General features: G+C 67.6%; 22 protein-coding genes and 1 other RNA gene. 11 read left to right on the plus strand and 12 right to left on the minus strand.

The annotated features are described in order from the left end of the window. The first annotated feature begins 44 nt into the window (after nt 1-44). Entirely contained in the window at nt 45-599 is a 555-nt protein-coding gene (locus tag V7S63_RS18880; RefSeq protein ID WP_091834752.1) for a DUF1269 domain-containing protein, read from the plus strand. A 9-nt stretch (nt 600-608) separates the two neighbouring features. Here V7S63_RS18880 and V7S63_RS18885 read toward each other — a convergent pair whose 3' ends face one another. Then, entirely contained in the window at nt 609-1,202 is a 594-nt protein-coding gene (locus V7S63_RS18885) for a hypothetical protein (RefSeq protein ID WP_336531322.1), read from the minus strand. Between the two features lie 19 nt (nt 1,203-1,221). Beyond that, nucleotides 1,222-2,064, minus strand: coding sequence for a 2,3,4,5-tetrahydropyridine-2,6-dicarboxylate N-succinyltransferase (gene dapD / locus V7S63_RS18890; RefSeq protein WP_091834750.1), 843 nt, complete (start codon nt 2,062-2,064; stop codon nt 1,222-1,224). 213 nt (nt 2,065-2,277) lie between these two features. Between dapD and V7S63_RS18895 the strand changes: the two genes are divergently transcribed. Continuing rightward, on the plus strand, nt 2,278-2,565 hold the full coding sequence (locus tag V7S63_RS18895) for a hypothetical protein (protein ID WP_091834749.1): 288 nt from the start codon (nt 2,278-2,280) through the stop codon (nt 2,563-2,565). A gap of 7 nt (nt 2,566-2,572) precedes the next feature. Here the strand turns inward: V7S63_RS18895 and recR are convergent, their stop codons facing one another. From recR to ffs, 4 genes are all read right to left on the minus strand, one after another. Then, nucleotides 2,573-3,178: a recombination mediator RecR gene (recR, locus tag V7S63_RS18900; RefSeq protein ID WP_091834744.1), complete on the minus strand. Its 606-nt coding sequence runs from the start codon at nt 3,176-3,178 to the stop codon at nt 2,573-2,575. 154 nt (nt 3,179-3,332) lie between these two features. Further along, nucleotides 3,333-3,656 (minus strand): YbaB/EbfC family nucleoid-associated protein, encoded by a 324-nt coding sequence (locus tag V7S63_RS18905; RefSeq protein WP_091834743.1) that lies wholly within the window; start codon nt 3,654-3,656, stop codon nt 3,333-3,335. A gap of 19 nt (nt 3,657-3,675) precedes the next feature. Continuing rightward, nucleotides 3,676-5,532, minus strand: a complete 1,857-nt coding sequence (locus V7S63_RS18910; RefSeq protein ID WP_336531323.1) for a DNA polymerase III subunit gamma/tau — start codon at nt 5,530-5,532, stop codon at nt 3,676-3,678. Between the two features lie 139 nt (nt 5,533-5,671). Next, nucleotides 5,672-5,768, minus strand: an RNA gene (gene ffs / locus V7S63_RS18915) — signal recognition particle sRNA small type. A 247-nt stretch (nt 5,769-6,015) separates the two neighbouring features. Between ffs and rpmH the strand changes: the two genes are divergently transcribed. The 7 genes from rpmH to V7S63_RS18950 all read left to right on the plus strand — a co-directional run bounded on the left by rpmH (nt 6,016) and on the right by V7S63_RS18950 (nt 11,383). Continuing rightward, nucleotides 6,016-6,150, plus strand: a complete 135-nt coding sequence (gene rpmH, locus V7S63_RS18920) for a 50S ribosomal protein L34 (protein ID WP_057189143.1) — start codon at nt 6,016-6,018, stop codon at nt 6,148-6,150. Between the two features lie 56 nt (nt 6,151-6,206). After that, entirely contained in the window at nt 6,207-6,581 is a 375-nt protein-coding gene (gene rnpA, locus V7S63_RS18925; RefSeq protein ID WP_091834741.1) for a ribonuclease P protein component, read from the plus strand. Nucleotides 6,582-6,621: 40 nt separating this feature from the next. Then, nucleotides 6,622-8,523: a membrane protein insertase YidC gene (gene yidC, locus V7S63_RS18930; protein WP_336531324.1), complete on the plus strand. Its 1,902-nt coding sequence runs from the start codon at nt 6,622-6,624 to the stop codon at nt 8,521-8,523. A 129-nt stretch (nt 8,524-8,652) separates the two neighbouring features. Continuing rightward, a complete protein-coding gene (locus V7S63_RS18935) occupies nt 8,653-9,285 on the plus strand; it encodes a CatB-related O-acetyltransferase (RefSeq protein ID WP_336531325.1) in 633 nt (210 codons plus the stop codon). A 9-nt stretch (nt 9,286-9,294) separates the two neighbouring features. After that, complete coding sequence (locus V7S63_RS18940; RefSeq protein WP_336531326.1) at nt 9,295-10,074, plus strand: GTP-binding protein; 780 nt, start codon at nt 9,295-9,297, stop codon at nt 10,072-10,074. Nucleotides 10,075-10,098: 24 nt separating this feature from the next. Then, nucleotides 10,099-10,374: a hypothetical protein gene (locus tag V7S63_RS18945; RefSeq protein ID WP_336531327.1), complete on the plus strand. Its 276-nt coding sequence runs from the start codon at nt 10,099-10,101 to the stop codon at nt 10,372-10,374. Nucleotides 10,375-10,531: 157 nt separating this feature from the next. Beyond that, nucleotides 10,532-11,383: a VOC family protein gene (locus V7S63_RS18950; RefSeq protein ID WP_336531328.1), complete on the plus strand. Its 852-nt coding sequence runs from the start codon at nt 10,532-10,534 to the stop codon at nt 11,381-11,383. Nucleotides 11,384-11,388: 5 nt separating this feature from the next. Here V7S63_RS18950 and V7S63_RS18955 read toward each other — a convergent pair whose 3' ends face one another. The 5 genes from V7S63_RS18955 to V7S63_RS18975 form a co-directional block, all read right to left on the minus strand. After that, a complete protein-coding gene (locus V7S63_RS18955; RefSeq protein WP_336531329.1) occupies nt 11,389-11,841 on the minus strand; it encodes a GNAT family N-acetyltransferase in 453 nt (150 codons plus the stop codon). Then, the gene (gene cysK / locus V7S63_RS18960) at nt 11,838-12,812 is read right to left on the minus strand and encodes a cysteine synthase A (protein WP_336531330.1); all 975 of its coding nucleotides are present in this window, start codon (nt 12,810-12,812) and stop codon (nt 11,838-11,840) included. The genes V7S63_RS18955 and cysK overlap by 4 nt, the downstream gene beginning before the upstream one ends. A gap of 103 nt (nt 12,813-12,915) precedes the next feature. Beyond that, nucleotides 12,916-13,368: an RrF2 family transcriptional regulator gene (locus V7S63_RS18965; protein WP_091834704.1), complete on the minus strand. Its 453-nt coding sequence runs from the start codon at nt 13,366-13,368 to the stop codon at nt 12,916-12,918. Further along, nucleotides 13,365-13,850: a dUTP diphosphatase gene (gene dut / locus V7S63_RS18970; RefSeq protein ID WP_336531331.1), complete on the minus strand. Its 486-nt coding sequence runs from the start codon at nt 13,848-13,850 to the stop codon at nt 13,365-13,367. The genes V7S63_RS18965 and dut overlap by 4 nt, the downstream gene beginning before the upstream one ends. 5 nt (nt 13,851-13,855) lie before the next feature. Next, entirely contained in the window at nt 13,856-15,124 is a 1,269-nt protein-coding gene (locus V7S63_RS18975) for a phosphopantothenoylcysteine decarboxylase domain-containing protein (RefSeq protein ID WP_336531332.1), read from the minus strand. 198 nt (nt 15,125-15,322) lie between these two features. Between V7S63_RS18975 and V7S63_RS18980 the strand changes: the two genes are divergently transcribed. Both V7S63_RS18980 and V7S63_RS18985 read left to right on the plus strand, forming a co-directional pair. Then, complete coding sequence (locus V7S63_RS18980) at nt 15,323-16,030, plus strand: CoA transferase subunit A (protein ID WP_091834690.1); 708 nt, start codon at nt 15,323-15,325, stop codon at nt 16,028-16,030. Nucleotides 16,031-16,045: 15 nt separating this feature from the next. Then, nucleotides 16,046-16,699: a CoA transferase subunit B gene (locus V7S63_RS18985; protein ID WP_091834679.1), complete on the plus strand. Its 654-nt coding sequence runs from the start codon at nt 16,046-16,048 to the stop codon at nt 16,697-16,699. On the opposite strand, the gene V7S63_RS18990 is transcribed toward V7S63_RS18985, so the two are convergent. Beyond that, nucleotides 16,683-17,603, minus strand: coding sequence for a LysR family transcriptional regulator (locus V7S63_RS18990; protein ID WP_336531333.1), 921 nt, complete (start codon nt 17,601-17,603; stop codon nt 16,683-16,685). The genes V7S63_RS18985 and V7S63_RS18990 overlap by 17 nt on opposite strands. Between the last annotated feature and the right edge of the window lie 47 nt (nt 17,604-17,650).

Consider the following 17,650-nt stretch of genomic DNA (forward strand, 5'->3'; position numbering starts at 1 on the left):
ACAGAGCGGCGGCAGCTTGTCTCGTCGCGTCAGAGGAGTGCGCCATGTCCGATCTCGTCGTCATCGTCTACCCGACCGAAGCCAGGGCCGAGGAAATGCGGCAGAAGCTCTTCGGCCTGCAGAAGGAATACCTGATCCAGATCAGCGACGCCGCGATCGCGGTGATGCACGAGGACGGCAAGGTCAAGCTCAACCAGTTGCTCAATACCACCGCGCTCGGAGCGGCTTCCGGCGGCTTCTGGGGCCTGCTGATCGGCGCGATCTTCCTGATGCCGATCTTCGGCGCGGCGATCGGCGCGGCTTCCGGTGCGCTCGGCGGGGCGCTGACCGATTACGGCGTCAATGACGGCTTCATGAAGGAGCTCGCCGCCAATCTGCAGCCGGGCAATGCCGCGCTCTTCGTGCTGATCCAGAAGATGACCGGCGACAAGGTGCTCGAGGCGATCAAGGGCACCGGCGGCGTCGTGCTCAAGACCTCGCTCGACCATTCGCAGGAGCAGGCCCTGCGCGATGCGCTTGCCGCCTCGCCGGCTGCGCAGCGGCAGGAGCTGGCGACCGGTTCGACCGAGCCGACGCCGAATCCGCTGCCGGGCGTCTGAGGCTTCTGCTCACCGCCGCTTGAAGCTCTGCTTGGCGATGGTGAGGGCGATGGCGCGGCCGGTCTCGGCCGAACCTGTCATGCTTTGCGCCTCGAGTTCGGCGCCGATGCCGGTGAGGCGCAGGCCCGCGGGATCGTCGGGCAGGCTCCAGCTCTGCGTGTCGGCATGGAAAGCCAGCGGCAGGTCGAAGCGGCCGCCTGAACTGGCCAGGAAGGCGTTGATCTGGCCGACCGTGCCGGCCTTGGTCTGGTCGAGCCTGACCCTGTAGAGCGCGCGCCGGCCGATCAGGTCGAGCTCGACCCCGACGAGGAGATGCTCGGCCGGGTGACGCGTGTAGATGCCGGTCGAGGAGACGCTGCGGCGATCGATCGTCGCCTCGGCCCGCATGCGGATGACGCCGCCCGCATCGGTGGCGAGCTGCTGCCCTGCACCGGGCGCGCTGATCTCGGCGTCGGAGCCGATCGCGACGCGCACGCCGAGGCCGGCCAGCGGCTTGCCGGCTTCGTCGACGAGCTTTAGCGTCAACGCGACCGGTTCGGCCTGCGCAGTTGTCGATGCCAGCGAGAATAGTGAGAGGAAAGCGGCGCTCAGAAGCGTCTTCATCGGCTCCGCCCCGCCATCCTCAGTCGCGCAGCAATTCGTTGATGCCGGTCTTGGCGCGGGTCTGGGCGTCGACCGTCTTGACGATCACGGCGCAGTAGAGCGAGGGGCCGGGCGTGCCGTCGTTCAGAGGCTTGCCCGGCAGCGAGCCGGCCACGACGACCGAATAGGGCGGCACCTTGCCGACATGGACCTGGCCGGTGGCGCGGTCGACGATCTTGGTGGTCGCCGAGATGAAGACGCCCATGGCGAGTACCGAACCTTCGCCGACGACCACGCCCTCGACCACCTCGGAGCGGGCGCCGATGAAGCAGTTGTCCTCGATGATCGTCGGGTTGGCCTGCAGCGGCTCGAGCACGCCGCCGATGCCGACGCCGCCTGAGAGGTGGACGTTCTTGCCGATCTGGGCGCAGGAGCCGACCGTCGCCCAGGTGTCGACCATGGTGCCGGAGTCGACATAGGCGCCGATGTTGACGAAGGACGGCATCAGGATGACGTTCGGTGCGAGATAGGAGCCCTTGCGCGCAGCCGCCGGCGGCACGACGCGGAAGCCGGCGGCGCGGAAGCGGTTCTCGCCCCAGCCTGCGAACTTCGAGGGCACCTTGTCCCAGAACACGCCCTCGCCGGGGCCGTGCGCCATGATCTCGTTGTCGGCGAGCCGGAAGGAGAGCAGCACCGCCTTCTTCAGCCACTGATTCGTCACCCACTCGCCGCCGACCTTCTCGGCGACGCGCGCCTGGCCGGAATCGAGCAGCTCGATCGCCTGCTCGACAGCATCACGCACGGCGCCCTTGGTGTTGAGGCCGATCTCGGCCCGGTTCTCCCAGGCGGCGTCGATGGTGGCGGCGAGATCGGTCAGGGACATGGAGCGGCTCTCTCTCGTCATGGCCGGCCTTGTGCCGACCATCCACGCCTTGCGGGCGCGGATGAAAAGGGGAAGACGTGGCGGCTCGGGACGGGCCCGGGCGTGACGGGGTGAGCGATGGCGGAAGCCCGCGGCGACGTCAAGGCAAAGCGGGGCCGCGGGCAATTCATCCATGCTACAATGCAAACAGGCTTAACGCTGTGGAGGCGGACGATGACCCGGACCCTGATTGCTCTTCTCGTCCTTGGTCTCGCTGGAGCGGCGCAGGCGCAGGGGCGGCCCCAATCGCCGACGCTGAGTTGTGCAGCCAACCGCCAGAGCGTCCTCGCCAATGGCGCTATTGTGCTCGGCACCGGCGGCTATACCTACGACCGCTTCGTGCGCGACCGCAGCTTCTGTCAGTTCGACGAGACGGTTTTTCCGGCCTGGGTGCCGGCCCGCGACACGCCGCAATGCTTCGTCGGCTACCGCTGCAAGAACGCTTCGCCCTGGGACGATTGAAGCGAACTCAAAACCCCGTGCGCTGGCGGATCGCCGCCGCCAGCGTGCCGTCGTCGAGATAGTCGAGCTCGCCGCCGACCGGCACGCCATGGGCGAGCTTGGTCACCTTGATCTCGAGATGCGCCAAGAGGTCGGTGATGAAGTGCGCCGTGGTTTGGCCCTCGACCGTGGCGTTGAGCGCCAGGATCACTTCCTTCACCGCTGGTTCCGAGGCGCGCGCCACCAGCGCGTCAAGCGAGAGGTTCTCGGGCCGGATGCCGTCGAGCGCCGAAAGCACGCCGCCAAGCACGTGATAGCGCCCGCCGACCGCGCCCGAGCGCTCCAGCGCCCAGAGATCGGCGATATCGGCGACGACGACGATCAGGCTGTCGTCGCGGCGCGGATCGCGGCAGAGCCCGCAGGGATCGCTGGTGTCGACATTGCCGCAGGTCGAGCAGACGACGATGCGCTCGCGCGCCACCGCCATCGCCTCCGAGAGCGGGCCGAGCAACTGCTCGCGCTTCTTGACGAGATGGAGCGCCGCGCGGCGGGCCGAGCGCGGACCCAGGCCCGGCAGCTTGGCCAGGAGCTGGATCAGGCGCTCGATCTCGGGGCCGGCGATGGTGCGGGACATGGGTCTTAACGTGAGCTTTGCCGCTGCCGCGCCGTCATCCCGGCCTTAGCGAAGCGGAGAGCCGGGATCCATTCCTGGACCTCTGTCGGAAAGGCTCCGGAATGGATCCCGGGTCGATCTGCGATCGCCCGGGATGACTCGCGAAAATGGATCGTCAGAACAGCTTCGGCATGCCGGGCGGCAGCGGCAGTCCCTTGGTCATCTCGGCCATCCGCTCCTGCACGGCGCGCTCCGCCTTGTTGCGGGCGTCGTTGCTGGCAGAGATGACGAGGTCCTCGAGGATCTCCTCCTCGCCCTGGACCATCAGGCTCGGGTCGATCTTCACCGACTTCAGCACGTTCTTGGCGGTCATGACCAGCTTGACCAGGCCACCGCCGGCCGAACCCTCGAATTCGAGGGTATCGAGCTGGGCCTGCATCTCGGCCATCTTCTTCTGCATGTCCTGTGCCTGTTTCATCAGGCCCATCATGTCACGCATGGCGGTGCTCCCTTCGCGGTCAGTTGTCGGTCAAGAATTCGATACCGTCGAAATCGGGCTCGCTGTCGTCGAAGAGCGGCTCGAATTCGGGCAGGTCCTCGTCGCCGCCCGTGGCGGTGGCGGACGCCTCGGCTTCAGCAGCACGGGGATCGCGGACATCGACGATGCGCGCCCCCGGGAAGCGCTCCATCACGGCGCGCACCGCGGGATGGTTGGCGGCATCGTTCTCGCGCTTGTCGCGGGCCGCCACCGCCTGCTCGCGCAGGGTCGCCGAACCCTCGGCATTGACGATGGCCACCAGCCAGGTCTGGCCGGTCCATTCCTTCAGCCGCTTCGACAGATCGTTGGCGAGCAGGCGGTTGCCGTGGTCCGCCAGTGCGAACTCGATCCGGCCCTGCTCGAAGCGCACCAGGCGGACATCGCGCTCCAGCGCCAGCTTCATGGTGATGTCGCGATGGCGGGAGGCGAGCGCGACGACCTCCTCGAAGCTCTGCGGTTGCGGCAGGGCGCTGGCCCGAACCTGGGCCGCCGGCGCCGCGGCGGGCATCGGGTTGGCGCTGGCCAGCACCGGCCGGGCCGCGAGCGCGGTCGCGCCGCCGCCCGAAGGGGGGCGCGGGGCAGGAGAACCGTTTCCGCCTATGGCTCCGCTGCCGTCGCGCAGCATTCTGAGCGCTTCGTCCGGCGTCGGTAGATCGGCGGCATGGGCGAGGCGCACCAGCGCCATCTCGGCCGCCATCACCGGCCGGTCGGCCTGGCGGACCTCGCCGACGGCCTTCAGCAGCATCTGCCAGGCCCGCGCCAGCACGCGGATCGACAAGCGCTGGGCGAAATCGGCGCCGCGCACCCGCTCGGCCTGGGACAGGCTGTTATCCTTGGCCGCCTCCGGCACCAGCTTGAGGCGGGTGACGAGATGGCTGAACTCGGCGAGGTCGGAGAGCACCACCGCCGGATCGGCGCCGGCGTCGTATTGTGCCCTGAGCTCGGTCAGGGCGCCGGCGATGTCGCCCTTCATCGTGAGCTCGAACAGGTCGATCACGCGTGCCCGGTCGGAGAGGCCGAGCATGCTGCGGACCTCGTCCAGCGTGATCTTGCCGCCGGCATGGGCGATCGCCTGGTCGAGGATCGAGAGCGAATCGCGCACCGAGCCCTCGGCGGCGCGCGCCACGGCGGCGAGAGCCTCCTCCTCGGCTTCGATCCCTTCCGCCCGGCAGATCTTGTCGAGATGGCCGACCAGCAGCGCCGCATCGACGCGGCGCAGGTCGAAGCGCTGGCAGCGCGACAGCACCGTGACCGGCACCTTGCGGATCTCGGTGGTGGCGAAGATGAACTTGGCGTGCGGCGGCGGCTCCTCCAGCGTCTTCAGGAAGGCGTTGAAGGCGCCTCCCGAGAGCATGTGGACCTCGTCGATGATGTAGACCTTATAGCGCGCCGAGACCGGGGCATAGCGCACCGCGTCGTTGATCTGGCGGACATTGTCGACACCGTTGTTCGAGGCGGCGTCGATCTCCATCACGTCGATATGCCGGCCCTCGACGATCGCCTGGCAATGCACGCCGAATTGCGAGAGGTCGGTGGTCGGGGCGCCGCTGCCGTCGGCGTTCTGGTAGTTCAGGGCGCGCGCCAGGATGCGCGCCGTCGTGGTCTTGCCGACACCGCGCACGCCGGTCAGCATCCAGGCCTGCGGGATGCGGCCCGCGGCAAAGGCGTTGGTCAGCGTCCGGACCATGGCGTCCTGGCCGATCAGGTCGCCGAAATGCGCCGGCCGGTACTTGCGCGCCAGGACGCGATAACCCGCCGGCGCTGCGGCGGCCGGAGCTGGCACCGGGGCCATGCCGGGGAAACCCGGCTCGTCGGCGGGGACGGTCTCGTCGGTCATGCCCCTGCTTTCGCCAATCGCAACGTCCCGGTCAACGCCGCTCTGCCATAGCAGCGCGCGAACGCGTCAGGAATGTGAGGGAAGCCAAGGCTCGCGCATTCGCACGCAGCCAGATTCGCGTCGAAGGATTCGCGCGCAAAGTAGGAGGTTGGACGAAGACCCGTTCGGTCTCGTTACGGCTGCTTCCTTCCGGACCTGACCGGGTTGGCGAGTGAGACGTCCCTCGCCAACCTCCCGGGCGCTATATCGGCGCTTCGGCGCGCGAGCGCAAGTCCGAGGCAAACGAACCGAGGCAAAAAGCGCCGCTGCGACGGCACGGCGCAGCCGTTTCGGCATTGACTCAGGTCTCCCCATCCGCCATAAGCCCGCGACCTGCGCTGCCTACCGGGCGGCGCGGCCCTTTTTGCATGACAGGCCTGGCTGGCATTGGCTTTCCCCCGAAAGCTGCGCCCGCCCTGCCGAACAAGGCCCCGGAGACGGACCGTGAAGAGAACCTATCAACCCAGCAAGCTGGTGCGTAAGCGCCGTCACGGCTACCGCGCCCGCATGGCGACCACGGGTGGCCGCAAGGTCATTGCCGCTCGTCGCGCCCACGGCCGCAAGCGCCTGTCGGCCTGATGAGCCCAAAGGCGCGCGTTGCAGGCGCGCCTGTTCCGGAAGACTGGCCAACCGCCATGCGCCTCGCCCGTCTGACGCAACGCAAGGACTTTCTCGCGGCGGCCGAGCACGGCCGCCGTTTTCGTTCGTCCGCCTTCACCGTGCAGGTGCTCGACAAGCCGGGCCAGGATGATCTGCGTCTCGGCTTGACCGCTTCACGCAAGACCGGCAACGCCGTGGTGCGTAACCGCATCCGCCGCCGCCTGCGCGCTGCTGCTGCACTTGCGCTCGCAGAGCAGATCGGCAAGCCCTGCGATCTCGTGATCGTCGCCCGGCCCGAGACCGTCCAGGCCGATTTTACCGCGATGGTCGCCGACCTTTCGGTCGCGTTCGACCGCGCCCGCCCAGCCAGTGGCGGCAAGCGCCGCTCCGCCCCCCGCAAAGCCTCTTAGGGCCCCTTCCGGGCCCGCGAGACTGCCTCCGAGACGGATGATGAAAGAAGACAACCGCAATCTGTTGCTGGCGATCACGCTCTCGGTCGTCGTGCTGCTCGGCTGGCAGTATTTCTACGGCCTGCCGCAGGCGGAAAAGCAGAAGCAGATCGCCCTGCAGAATCAGCAGACGCAGAGCCAGCAGGCGACGCAGCCCGCCGGCGCGCCGACCGCCTCCGGCACCGTTCCGGCTCCGGCCCAGGGCAGCGCCCCGGCGCAGCCCGGCCAGGCTCCGGTCACCGCTGCCCCAGCAGCGACCCGCGAGGCAGCGCTCGCCGCCGGGCCACGCATCAGGATCGACACGCCCAAGATCGCCGGCTCGCTCTCGCTGACCGGTGCGCGCATCGATGACGTCTCGCTCAAGGCCTATCACGAGACGGTCGATCCGAAGAGCCCGATCATCGTGCTGCTCTCGCCGGCGGGCGGGCCGAATGCCTATTACTCCGATTTCGGCTGGGTCGCCGGGCCGAGCGCCAATGTCGCGCTGCCGAACGCCAATACCGTGTGGACCGCCGACAGCCAGGTCCTGACCTCGGCCAAGCCGGTGGTGCTGACCTGGGACAACGGCCAGGGCCTGACCTTCAAGCGCACCATTGCGGTCGACGACAACGCCATGTTCTCGATCCGCGACGAGGTCGAGAACAAGGGCACGAGCGCCGTTTCGCTCTACCCCTATGGTCAGGTCGTGCGCGTCGGCAAGCCGGCGACGCTCGGCTACTACGTGCTGCACGAGGGCATGATCGGCTCGCTCGGCGAGCAGGGCCTGCAGGAATACACCTACGACGCCATCGACAAGGAACCGGCGCTCGGCTCGGCGGCGCATGGCAAGGTCTGGAAGGACGTGCTCGGCGGCTTCGTCGGCATCACCGACAAGTACTGGGCTGCGGCCGCGATCCCTGACCAGGGCAAGAAATACGAGGGCCGCTACTCCTCGGTCCAGACCGGTTCGGTCCGCACCTACCAGGCCGACTTCCTCGGCGAAGCCGTCAATGTCGCGCCCGGCGCCTCCGCCAGCGCCTCCTCGCGCCTGTTCGCCGGCGCCAAGGAAGTGGCGGCGATCGACGGCTACGAGAAGAACCAGGGGATCAAGCGCTTCGAGCTGATGATCGACTGGGGCTGGTTCTATTTTATCACGAAGCCGATGTTCTACGTGATGGACTGGGTCTACAAGCATGTCGGCAATTTCGGCATCGCCATCCTGGTCGTGACCGTCCTGCTGAAAGCCCTGTTCTTCCCGCTCGCCAGCAAGTCCTACGCCTCGATGGCGAAGATGAAGGCGGTTCAGCCCGAGATGATGGCGATCCGCGAGCGCTATGCTGACGACAAGATGAAGCAGCAGCAGGCGCTGATGGAGCTGTACAAGACGCAGAAGATCAATCCGCTCGCCGGCTGCTGGCCGGTGCTGGTGCAGATCCCGGTCTTCTTCGCGCTCTACAAGATCCTGTTCATCACCATCGAGATGCGGCACGCGCCGTTCTACGGCTGGATCAAGGACCTCGCCGCGCCCGATCCGACAAACCTCTTCAACCTGTTCGGCCTGCTGCCGTTCACGCCGCCGGCCATGCTCCATCTCGGCATCTGGCCGATCCTGATGGGGATCACGATGTTCGTGCAGATGAAGATGAACCCGGAGCCGCCGGATCCGGTCCAGAAGATGATGTTCACCTGGATGCCGGTGTTCTTCACCTTCCTGCTCGGCTCGTTCCCGGCCGGCCTGGTGATCTACTGGACCTGGAACAACCTGCTCTCGGTGACGCAGCAAGGCTTCATCATGAAGAAGCACGGCGTTAAGATCGAGCTCTGGGACAACATCAAGGCCATGTTCGGCAAGAAGCCGGCTGCCGCGGCTGCGACCCCGGCCGTGCCCGCGCCCGGCAAGCCGGCAAACAGCAACAAGAAGTGAAGTAGCCGGGCGAGAGCCTTGCATGTGAGAAAAATCGAACGCCGGACGCCTCTTGGGGCTCCGGCGTTTTGCTTTTTGCACCGCTTCGCGGCTTGTCCCCGATCATGGCGATGTGCTTAGTGCCGCGCCATGCCTCTTCCCGATCCGAAAACCCGCCATCCGATCGCCGGCTGGAAGGGCACCGCCTTCCTCAAGGCCATCGTCGATCATCCGCTCGTCGAGGTCGGCGACTACAGCTACTATGACGACTCGCGCGGGCCCGAGCATTTCCTCGCCCGCTGCGTGCGCTATCATTTCGACTTCATCGGCGACCGGCTGATCATCGGCAAATTCGTCGCGATCGCCCAGGCGGCCCAGTTCATCATGAATGGCGCCAACCATCCGATGGGCGGCTTCTCGACCTATCCGTTCGGCATGTTCGGCTTCGAGACCGTGCCGGACTTCACCCGCGACGGCCTCGGACTGCGCGGCGACACCGTGATCGGCAACGATGTCTGGATCGGCCGCGAGGCGGTGATCATGCCGGGCGTCACGGTCGGCGACGGCGCCATCATCGGCACGCGGGCCCAGGTCTCCCGCGACGTGCCGCCTTACGCCGTCGTGGTCGGCAATCCCGGCCGTGTCGTGAAGACGCGCTTCCCGCCCGAGGTGGTCGCGGCGCTGCTCGAGATCCGCTGGTGGGATTGGGGGCCGGACAAGATCGCGCGCAACCTGCCCCTGATCGCCGGCGCGGACATCGACGCGCTGCGCTCGGCCGTGTAGGCAAGGACCATGACCGCCAGCACAACAACGCCCTTTACCGCCGACGAGCTCGAATCCGCCCGGAAACTGTTCGAGGGTCCTTGGGATTTCGTCTGGGCCTCGACCAAGATCGACGACCTTCCGCCCATGGTCGGGCAGGAGATCGCCTTCGCCGGCCGCTCCAATGTCGGCAAGTCGAGTCTGATCAACGCGCTGACCCGCCGGAACGCCCTGGCGCGGACCTCGCATACGCCGGGCCGCACCCAGCAGCTCAACTTCTTCCGCCAGGTCGGCCATGATGAGCGCATCGATCACGTCGCAGTCGGGCGAGATCGCCCGACTGCGAAGAACGTGATCGACACTCAAAGTTCGGAGCATGGCTTCGGCGAAAAACCGGTTCCCACTTTTTCGCGCCATGCTCTGACCATCGTCGACATGCCCGGCTATGGCTATGCCGCCGTCGGCAAGGAGAAGGTCGCGGCCTGGACGAAGCTGATCCACGATTATCTGCGAGGGCGCGCCAATCTGATGCGCGTCTATGTGCTGATCGACGCCCGCCACGGTATCAAGGATGTTGACGGCGCCGTGCTGGAGACGCTCGACAAGGCCGCCGTCAGCTATCAGGTCGTGCTGACCAAGGGCGATGCGCTGAAGCAGGCCGACCAGACCTTCATGGCCGAGGCGACCTATGACGAGATCAAGCGCCGCCCGGCCGCCTTCCCCGAGGTGCTGCTGACCTCCAGCGAGAAGGGCCTTGGCATTCCCGAGTTCCGGGCAGCGATCGCGCGGGCCCTGGCGGAGCGGGCGTAGCACGCAGCGATTCCCGGAGGGCGAATGTTCAAGGCTGTGACGGACAGCGCCGCGGCGGCCGATGGCGGCTCGCTCGCCCTCTTCGTCGAGCGCCTGGACGGGACGATCGAGACCTTCGTGGTCGATCGCTCGCTCGCAAGCCGCGGAACGTCGTCCTACAACAAGGTTTCGTCCAGCTTGCGTGCGCTGACGCCGGCGGGCTGTGCTGATATCGCCGAGGCGCTCGATGCCTTGGCGGCCGAGACCCCGGGCATCCACCCAGTCGCCGAATTCGTCTGGGCGCTGAGGCAGCAGCGCTGACATCACCGCTCGCCGAAGCCATGTCGCATCGCTCCCGGGCGCCCCTTCATTGCGTCAATGCAATATCCGGCTTGTCCTGCCCTGGGGCGACAAGCGCCGCTGAAAACCCCATCTTGTGGCCAGGCGGCGATGCCGCCCGCAAGTTTGGAGCAGCCCCATGTCCGCAGCCACAGAGACCTTGGCCCATCGCAACGAGGCACTCGACGCGCCCGTCCATATCGGCGCGGTAAGCTTGCGTGTGCGCGATCTTGCCGGGCTGACGGCGTTCTACCGCGATGCGATCGGGCTGTCGGTCCTCGAGCAGGATGCCGACCACGCCGTGCTCGGCGCCGGCGGCGAGCCGCTGGTCAAGCTGGAAGCCGGCGCGCAGCACCCGTCCTCGGCCGCCGGCCTGTTCCATATGGCGATCCTGCTGCCCTCGCGCCGCGACCTCGGCAACTGGCTGCGGCACGCCGCCGAGACGCGCACCGGGCTGGAAGGTGCCTCGAACCACCTCGTCAGCGAGGCGCTCTATCTGTCTGATCCCGAGGGCAATGGCATCGAGGTCTATCGCGACCGCAGCCGTCCGGAATGGCCGCGGCTCGATGGCGGCCGGATCAAGATGGCGACCGAGCGGCTCGATCTCGACGCGCTCCTGCGCGATGCCGAGCCGCAAGCCTATGCCGGCATGCCGGACGGTACCGTGATGGGCCATGTCCATCTGCGCGTCGGTGACGTCCAGCAGGCCGAGGGCTTCTATCGCGATGCACTCGGCTTCGAGGTGATGGTGCACTATCCCGGCGCGAGCTTCATGGCGACCGGCGGCTATCACCACCACATCGCCGCCAATACCTGGCATAGCCGCGGCGCCGGCCCTCGCCGGGACAATGAGGCGGGCTTGTCGAGTTTCGAGCTGGTCGCGCGCGATGCGGAAGCTCATGCCGCGCTGAGCCGGCGCATGGCGGCCGCTGGTGGCGATGATGGGTCGGTCGTCGATCCCTGGGGCAGCCGGATCACGCTCCGGCGCTGAGAGGCTCAGCGCATCAGCAGATGGGTCCGGCGCGTCCCGCCGGCATCCGGCTGGAAGCCCATCGCTTCCCAGAAGGCAGAAGCGCCGGCATCGGCGGCGTTGAGCGAAAGCCGCGGCGCCGGCGCGAGCCCTTGCTGGATCAAGGCGCTCGCGAGGAGACGGCCGACGCCTTCACGTCGATTCGCCGGCCGGACATAGACATGGCGGATGCGCAGCAGATCGGGCGCCGGGTCATAAGGATCTGGCGTCACCGCTCCGATCGCCGCCAGCACGCCTTCGCGATACACCGCGAGCAGTGTGTTGCGCTCGTCGCCGGTCTGGTAGAGGCCGGCACCCCATTCCTCCAGGATGCCCTCGACGAAGCGGTAGCCTTCGGCCGCCGCCTCGTCCTGCAAGGCAGGCAGGTCGTCCGGCAGGGCTTCGCCGACCCGGACAATCTGCAGGTTCGTTGGGATCAAAGGCCTTCGAACAGGGCGCTGGAGATGTAGCGCTCGGCGAAGGACGGGATGATCACCACGATCGTCTTGCCGGCGTTCTCCGGCCGGGCGCCGACCTCCAGCGCCGCGGCAATCGCCGCGCCCGAGGAGATGCCGGCCGGTATGCCCTCGGCCTTGGCGAGCGCCCGCGACGTCTCGAACGCCGTCTGGTTGCCGACGGTGACGACCTCGTCGATGACGCTCCGGTCGAGGATGCCCGGCACGAAGCCGGCGCCGATGCCCTGGATCTTGTGCGGGCCGGCCTGGCCGCCCGACAGGACCGGTGAATCTTCCGGCTCGACCGCGACCATCTTCACCGAAGGCTTCTTGGCCTTCAGCACCTGGCCGACGCCGGTGATGGTGCCGCCGGTGCCGACGCCGGAGATGACGATGTCGACCGCGCCATTGGTGTCGTTCCAGATTTCCTCGGCGGTGGTCTTGCGGTGGATCGCCGGATTGGCCGGATTCTCGAACTGCTGCGGGATGATCGCGCCGGGAATCTCGTTCTTGAGCTCCTCGGCCTTGGTGATGGCGCCGCGCATGCCGCCAGGGCCGGGAGTCAGCACCAGCTCGGCGCCGAGGAAGGACAGCATCTTGCGGCGCTCGAGCGACATCGTCTCGGGCATCACCAGGATCAGGCGGTAGCCGCGGGCGGCGGCGGCGAAGGCGAGCGCGATGCCGGTATTGCCCGAGGTCGGCTCGATCAGCGTGCCGCCGGGCTTGAGCGCGCCGGAAGCTTCGAGCGCGTCGATCATGGCGACGCCGATGCGGTCCTTCACGCTGGAGATCGGGTTGAAGAATTCGAGCTTGGCCAGGATCGTCGCCTTGACGCCGCGCTCGGCCGGCAGGCGGTTCAGGCGCACCAGCGGGGTATCGCCGATCGTGTCGGTGATCGAATCGTAGACGCGGCCGCGGCCGGGGACATGGGCGGGCTTCTGGGCTGCATCGGCCATGGCGGCCTCCTTGCTGGTGACGAGCGGGTGATCTGAAACGAGAACCTTTGGTGAGCGTAGCATCAAATCACAGAATCTGTCGAGAAATGGCAGATTAAACAGATCAGATTGTGAAATCCGTATCGATCGCCGGCTTCCCCGTCGCTGCGCGCCCTTCCGCCTCGCGGCAGAGATCGGCGACGGTGACGGCGTCGAGCTTGGCGAGCCAGGCTTCCATGGCCTGCTGCATCATCGGGTCGATGACCACGTCGACCAGCGCGGATTGCGGCAGCGGCGGCAGGGCTTCGTCGGCATTGGCCTGCATGGCGGCGCGCACGATCTCGCCGGCGGTGATGCGGCGGCGCTCCTTGGCGAGCTCATAGCCGCCGCGTGGGCCGCGCACGCCCTTGAGGATGCCGACCCTGACCAGCGCCTGCAGGACGGTCTCCAGATGGCGCGGCGGCAGTTCGTGCCGGGCCGCCAGCGCCTTGGCCGCGACCGGGGTCGGGCGGGCGTGCAGGGCGATGTCGACGACCGCGGTGACGGCGAGCAGGCTGCGGCGCGAGAGCTGGATCATGCCTTGTCTCCGGCCGCTTGCCGCAGCGCGGCATCGCTTATCCCGGTCGAGCCGAAGCCGCCGGCGCCGCGTTCGGTCTCGCTGAGTTCCCCGACCTCGGCGATGTCCGCCTGCAGCACGGCAGCGATGACGAGCTGTGCGATACGGTCGCCGTGCTGGATGGTGAAGGCCTCCCGGCCATGATTGATCAGGATGATCCCGACCTCGCCGCGATAGTCCGCGTCGATCGTGCCCGGTGTATTGAGCAGGGTGACGCCATGGCGCAGCGCTAGACCGGAGCGCGGCCTGACTTGCCCTTCCGTTCCGTCAGGCAGTTCGAGCACGAGGCCGGTCGGCACGAGCAGCCGCGCCCCCGGCTCCAGCCGCAGCGGCCCGTCCGGCAGGGCGGCACGCAGGTCGAGCCCGGCGGCTCCCGGCGTCTCATACGCCGGCAGCGGCAGGCCCTGGGCGTGCGGCAGGCGCCTGATGCGGAGCGTCGCCATCGATCTCAGCCCTTATGCGCCAGCAGGTCGGCGAAATGCGCGACGAGACGCGTCGCCACATCCGCCTTGGGCAAGGTCGGCCAGGTCTCGACGCTGTCCGTTGTGACGAGGTGAACGGTATTGGCGTCGCCGCCCATCACCCCGGTGCCGCCGACATCGTTGGCGACGATCAGGTCGCAGCCCTTCTTCGCCAGCTTGGCGCGGGCGTAGTCGACGACGTTCTGCGTCTCCGCCGCGAAGCCGACGACGAGCGCCGGCCGGTCGATCTCGCGCGCGGCGATGGTGGCGAGGATGTCGGGATTCTCGACCAGCGCGAGGCTGGGCGGGCTCTTGCCGTCCTTCTTCATCTTCTGGCCGGCGGCATCGGCGGTCCGCCAGTCGGCGACGGCCGCGGCGAAGATCGCGATATCGGCTGGCAGCGCGCTTTCAGTCGCCGCCAGCATGTCGCGCGCGCTCTCGACATGGACGGTGTTGACACCGACGGGGTCGGGAATCGTCACCGGCCCGGAGATCAGCGTCACCTGCGCGCCCGCGGCCGCCGCGGCTGCCGCGATGGCGTGGCCCTGCTTGCCGGAGGAGCGGTTGGCGATATAGCGCACCGGGTCGATCGGCTCGTGCGTCGGGCCGGAGGTGACGAGCACGCGCCTGCCCGCAAGCGGCTTCGGCCCGGATGGCGCCCCGCCGGGCAGGCGGCCTAGGAAGCCGATCGACGGCGTCTGCCTGCTGTCGCCGGCGAGCGCCATCTCGATTGCGGCCAGAAGTTCGTGCGGCTCGGCCATGCGGCCGGGGCCGCTCTCGCCGCGCTCGGCCATGGCGCCGGAGTTGGGGCCGACGACGAGGACGCCGTCCTTCTGCAGCGTCGCCATGTTGCGCCGCGTCGCCGGATGCTGCCACATCCGCGGGTTCATCGCCGGTGCGATCAGGACGCGCTTGTCCGTTGCCAATAACGCGGTGGAGGCGAGATCGTCGGCATGGCCGTTCGCCATCTTGGCGATCAGGTCGGCGGTGGCGGGCGCGACGACCAGGAGATCGGTCGAGCGCGACAGGGCGATATGGCCGATATCGGCCTCGTCGGTCAGCGAGAACAGGTCGGTGAAGCATTTCTCGCCCGCGAGCGAGGACACCGCCAGTGGCGTGACGAACCGCTCGCCCGCCTTGGTCAGGATGCAGCGGCAGGCGATGCCGTGATCCTTCAGGCGCCGGATCAGCTCCAGGCACTTATAGGCGGCGATGCCGCCGCCGATGATCAGCAGGATGGAGCGGGAAGCGGACAAGGGCGTGGCTCCGGAAGGCAGGGCGCGCCGTTTGGTAGCATCGGCCGGGCCGGGCTGTCATGTCTCGCCGTTCGAGGCCCCTGGCTGCGCATGGCCGCGGGACGGGCGCGTCGGCGACTGATGTTGCAACCGCACCATGCGCTCGGCTAGTTGTTTTTCGAGGCTCCCTTACGATCATCCAGCGACGAAGGCATCCCGATGAAGAAGGTTTTTCCTGACGCCAAGGCGGCGCTCGCCGGCGTCGTCAAGGACGGCATGACCATCATGGCCGGCGGTTTCGGCCTCTGCGGCATTCCCGATACGCTGATCGAGGCGATCCGCGACTCCGGCGCCAAGGACCTGACCTTCATCTCCAACAATGCCGGCGTCGATGGCGCCGGCCTCGGCATCCTGCTCGAGACCAAGCAGATCAGGAAGATGATCAGCTCTTACGTCGGCGAGAACAAGCTCTTTGCCGAGCAGTATCTTTCCGGCCAGCTCGAGCTCGAATTCAACCCGCAGGGCACGCTGGCCGAACGCATCCGGGCCGGCGGCGCCGGCATCCCGGCCTTCTTCACCAAGACCGGCGTCGGCACGCTGATCGCCGAGGGCAAGGAGGAGCGCGAGTTCGACGGCGAGCGCTACATCATGGAGCGCGGCCTCTTCGCCGACATCTCGATCGTCCACGCCTGGAAGGGCGATACCGAGGGCAACCTCGTCTACCGGAAGACGGCGCGCAACTTCAATCCGATGATGGCCAGCGCCTCGCGCATGACGATCGCCCAGGTCGAGCATCTTGTCCCGGCCGGCGAGATCGATCCCGACCAGATCCATACCCCCGGCATCTTCGTGAAGCGCATCGTGCACGTCGCCAATCCGGTGAAGCGCATCGAGCAGCGCACCGTGCGCAAGCGCGAAACGGCTTGAGAAGGAGATCAGCACATGGCCTGGACCCGTGAACAGATCGCCGCTCGCGCCGCCAAGGAGCTGAAGGACGGCTTCTACGTCAATCTCGGCATCGGCATTCCGACGCTCGTCTCGAACTACATACCCGATGGCATGAGCGTGCAGCTTCAGTCGGAGAACGGCATGCTCGGCATGGGCCCCTTTCCGTATGAGGGCGAGGAGGACCCGGACCTGATCAATGCCGGCAAGCAGACCATCACCGAGCTGCCGACGACGAGCTATTTCTCGTCGTCGGATTCCTTCGGAATGATCCGCGGCGGCCATATCGACCTCTCCATTCTCGGCGCCATGCAGGTCGCCGAGAACGGCGACCTCGCCAACTGGATGATTCCCGGCAAGATGGTGAAGGGCATGGGCGGCGCCATGGACCTCGTCGCCGGCGTCAAGAAGGTCGTCGTGGTGATGGAGCACGTCGCCAAGAACAAGGACGGCTCGGAATCGCCGAAGCTGCTCAAGGCCTGCGACCTGCCGCTGACCGGCGCCGGCGTCGTCGACATGGTGATTACCGATCTCGGCGTCTTCACGATCGACGAGAATGGCGGCGGCATGACCCTGATCGAGCTCGCCGAGGGCGTTTCGCTCGACGAGATCAAGGCCAAGACGGAAGCGCCGTTCAAGGTCGCGCTCTGACCTCGCAAAGCCGCGCCAGCGCCTGCGCGAAGGCGCGGGCGGCCGGGCCCATCGCCTCGTCGAGGCGGTGGGCGAGATAGGCTTCGGCCGGGAGCTGCGCGTTTCGGCCGAGCGCCCTTGTCGCGACCCTGACCAGCCTGCCTTCGGCAAGGTCTCGCTCGATCAGCCAGCTCGGCAGCCGGCCCCAGCCGAGCCCGGCCAGGATCATCGCATGCTTGGTATCCTGCCCGGTGACGCGGCAGGTCTGCGGCGAGAGCACGCCGAAATCCTGCGCGCCCGAGATCGGCGTCGGGTCGATCTGCACGATCTGGAGATGTCCGGCGAGTTCGGAGCGCGACAGGATGCGCCCGTCGCCCGCCCGGGCGAGCGGATGTGTCGCCGCGACGACCGCAATCGCCTCGATGCTGGTCAGGGCCTCGATCGCGATGCGCGGGTCGCGGAAATTCTCGCCGACCGTGATGGCGAGAGCGCTGCGGCGCTCCAGAAGCGCCGCGATCGGCCCGCCGAGCGGTTCGATGGCGAGCCTGATGGAGACGGAGGGGTACTGCTCGCGCAGGCCGGCGAGGGCGGCGCCGATGAGGGGAATAGGGAACAGCACGTCGATCGTCAGCGACAGCTCGATCTCGACGCCCCGGCTCAGCCCATGGGCGCGGGCCTTCAAGGCGCCGACGCGCAGCAGGACCTCCCTGATGTCGGCGAGCAGGGCTTTGCCTTCCGCCGTCAGGGCCGGGCGATGGCCCGAGCGGTCGAACAGTTGCAGGCCGAGCTGCCCCTCCAGATTGGCGATGGCATGGCTGATGGCGGACTGGGCCCGCGACAGCCGCGTCGCGGCCGAACGGAAGCTGCCGGCTTCGGCTACGGTCACGAAGGTGCGCATCTGGTCGAGGGTGAGTGCATCCAGCATGATCGATTTCCTTGATCGACTCGATGCCAATTATCTCACTTTTCGAG

Origin of the sequence: Allobosea sp. CCNWLY174, assembly GCF_037120455.1 — a bacterium.
Classification (GTDB): Bacteria; Pseudomonadota; Alphaproteobacteria; order Rhizobiales; family Beijerinckiaceae; genus Allobosea; species Allobosea lupini.

Excerpts from the sequence above, each read along its gene's own strand:
- V7S63_RS18880 (WP_091834752.1), top strand. The coding sequence starts at position 45 with ATGTCCGATCTCGTCGTCATCGTCTACCCGACCGAAGCCAGGGCCGAG.
- V7S63_RS18885 (WP_336531322.1), bottom strand. The coding sequence starts at position 1,202 with ATGAAGACGCTTCTGAGCGCCGCTTTCCTCTCACTATTCTCGCTGGCA.
- dapD (WP_091834750.1), bottom strand. The coding sequence starts at position 2,064 with ATGTCCCTGACCGATCTCGCCGCCACCATCGACGCCGCCTGGGAGAAC.
- V7S63_RS18895 (WP_091834749.1), top strand. The coding sequence starts at position 2,278 with ATGACCCGGACCCTGATTGCTCTTCTCGTCCTTGGTCTCGCTGGAGCG.
- recR (WP_091834744.1), bottom strand. The coding sequence starts at position 3,178 with ATGTCCCGCACCATCGCCGGCCCCGAGATCGAGCGCCTGATCCAGCTC.
- V7S63_RS18905 (WP_091834743.1), bottom strand. The coding sequence starts at position 3,656 with ATGCGTGACATGATGGGCCTGATGAAACAGGCACAGGACATGCAGAAG.
- V7S63_RS18910 (WP_336531323.1), bottom strand. The coding sequence starts at position 5,532 with ATGACCGACGAGACCGTCCCCGCCGACGAGCCGGGTTTCCCCGGCATG.
- rnpA (WP_091834741.1), top strand. The coding sequence starts at position 6,207 with ATGCGCCTCGCCCGTCTGACGCAACGCAAGGACTTTCTCGCGGCGGCC.
- yidC (WP_336531324.1), top strand. The coding sequence starts at position 6,622 with ATGAAAGAAGACAACCGCAATCTGTTGCTGGCGATCACGCTCTCGGTC.
- V7S63_RS18935 (WP_336531325.1), top strand. The coding sequence starts at position 8,653 with ATGCCTCTTCCCGATCCGAAAACCCGCCATCCGATCGCCGGCTGGAAG.
- V7S63_RS18940 (WP_336531326.1), top strand. The coding sequence starts at position 9,295 with ATGACCGCCAGCACAACAACGCCCTTTACCGCCGACGAGCTCGAATCC.
- V7S63_RS18945 (WP_336531327.1), top strand. The coding sequence starts at position 10,099 with ATGTTCAAGGCTGTGACGGACAGCGCCGCGGCGGCCGATGGCGGCTCG.
- V7S63_RS18950 (WP_336531328.1), top strand. The coding sequence starts at position 10,532 with ATGTCCGCAGCCACAGAGACCTTGGCCCATCGCAACGAGGCACTCGAC.
- cysK (WP_336531330.1), bottom strand. The coding sequence starts at position 12,812 with ATGGCCGATGCAGCCCAGAAGCCCGCCCATGTCCCCGGCCGCGGCCGC.
- V7S63_RS18965 (WP_091834704.1), bottom strand. The coding sequence starts at position 13,368 with ATGATCCAGCTCTCGCGCCGCAGCCTGCTCGCCGTCACCGCGGTCGTC.
- dut (WP_336531331.1), bottom strand. The coding sequence starts at position 13,850 with ATGGCGACGCTCCGCATCAGGCGCCTGCCGCACGCCCAGGGCCTGCCG.
- V7S63_RS18980 (WP_091834690.1), top strand. The coding sequence starts at position 15,323 with ATGAAGAAGGTTTTTCCTGACGCCAAGGCGGCGCTCGCCGGCGTCGTC.
- V7S63_RS18985 (WP_091834679.1), top strand. The coding sequence starts at position 16,046 with ATGGCCTGGACCCGTGAACAGATCGCCGCTCGCGCCGCCAAGGAGCTG.
- V7S63_RS18990 (WP_336531333.1), bottom strand. The coding sequence starts at position 17,603 with ATGCTGGATGCACTCACCCTCGACCAGATGCGCACCTTCGTGACCGTA.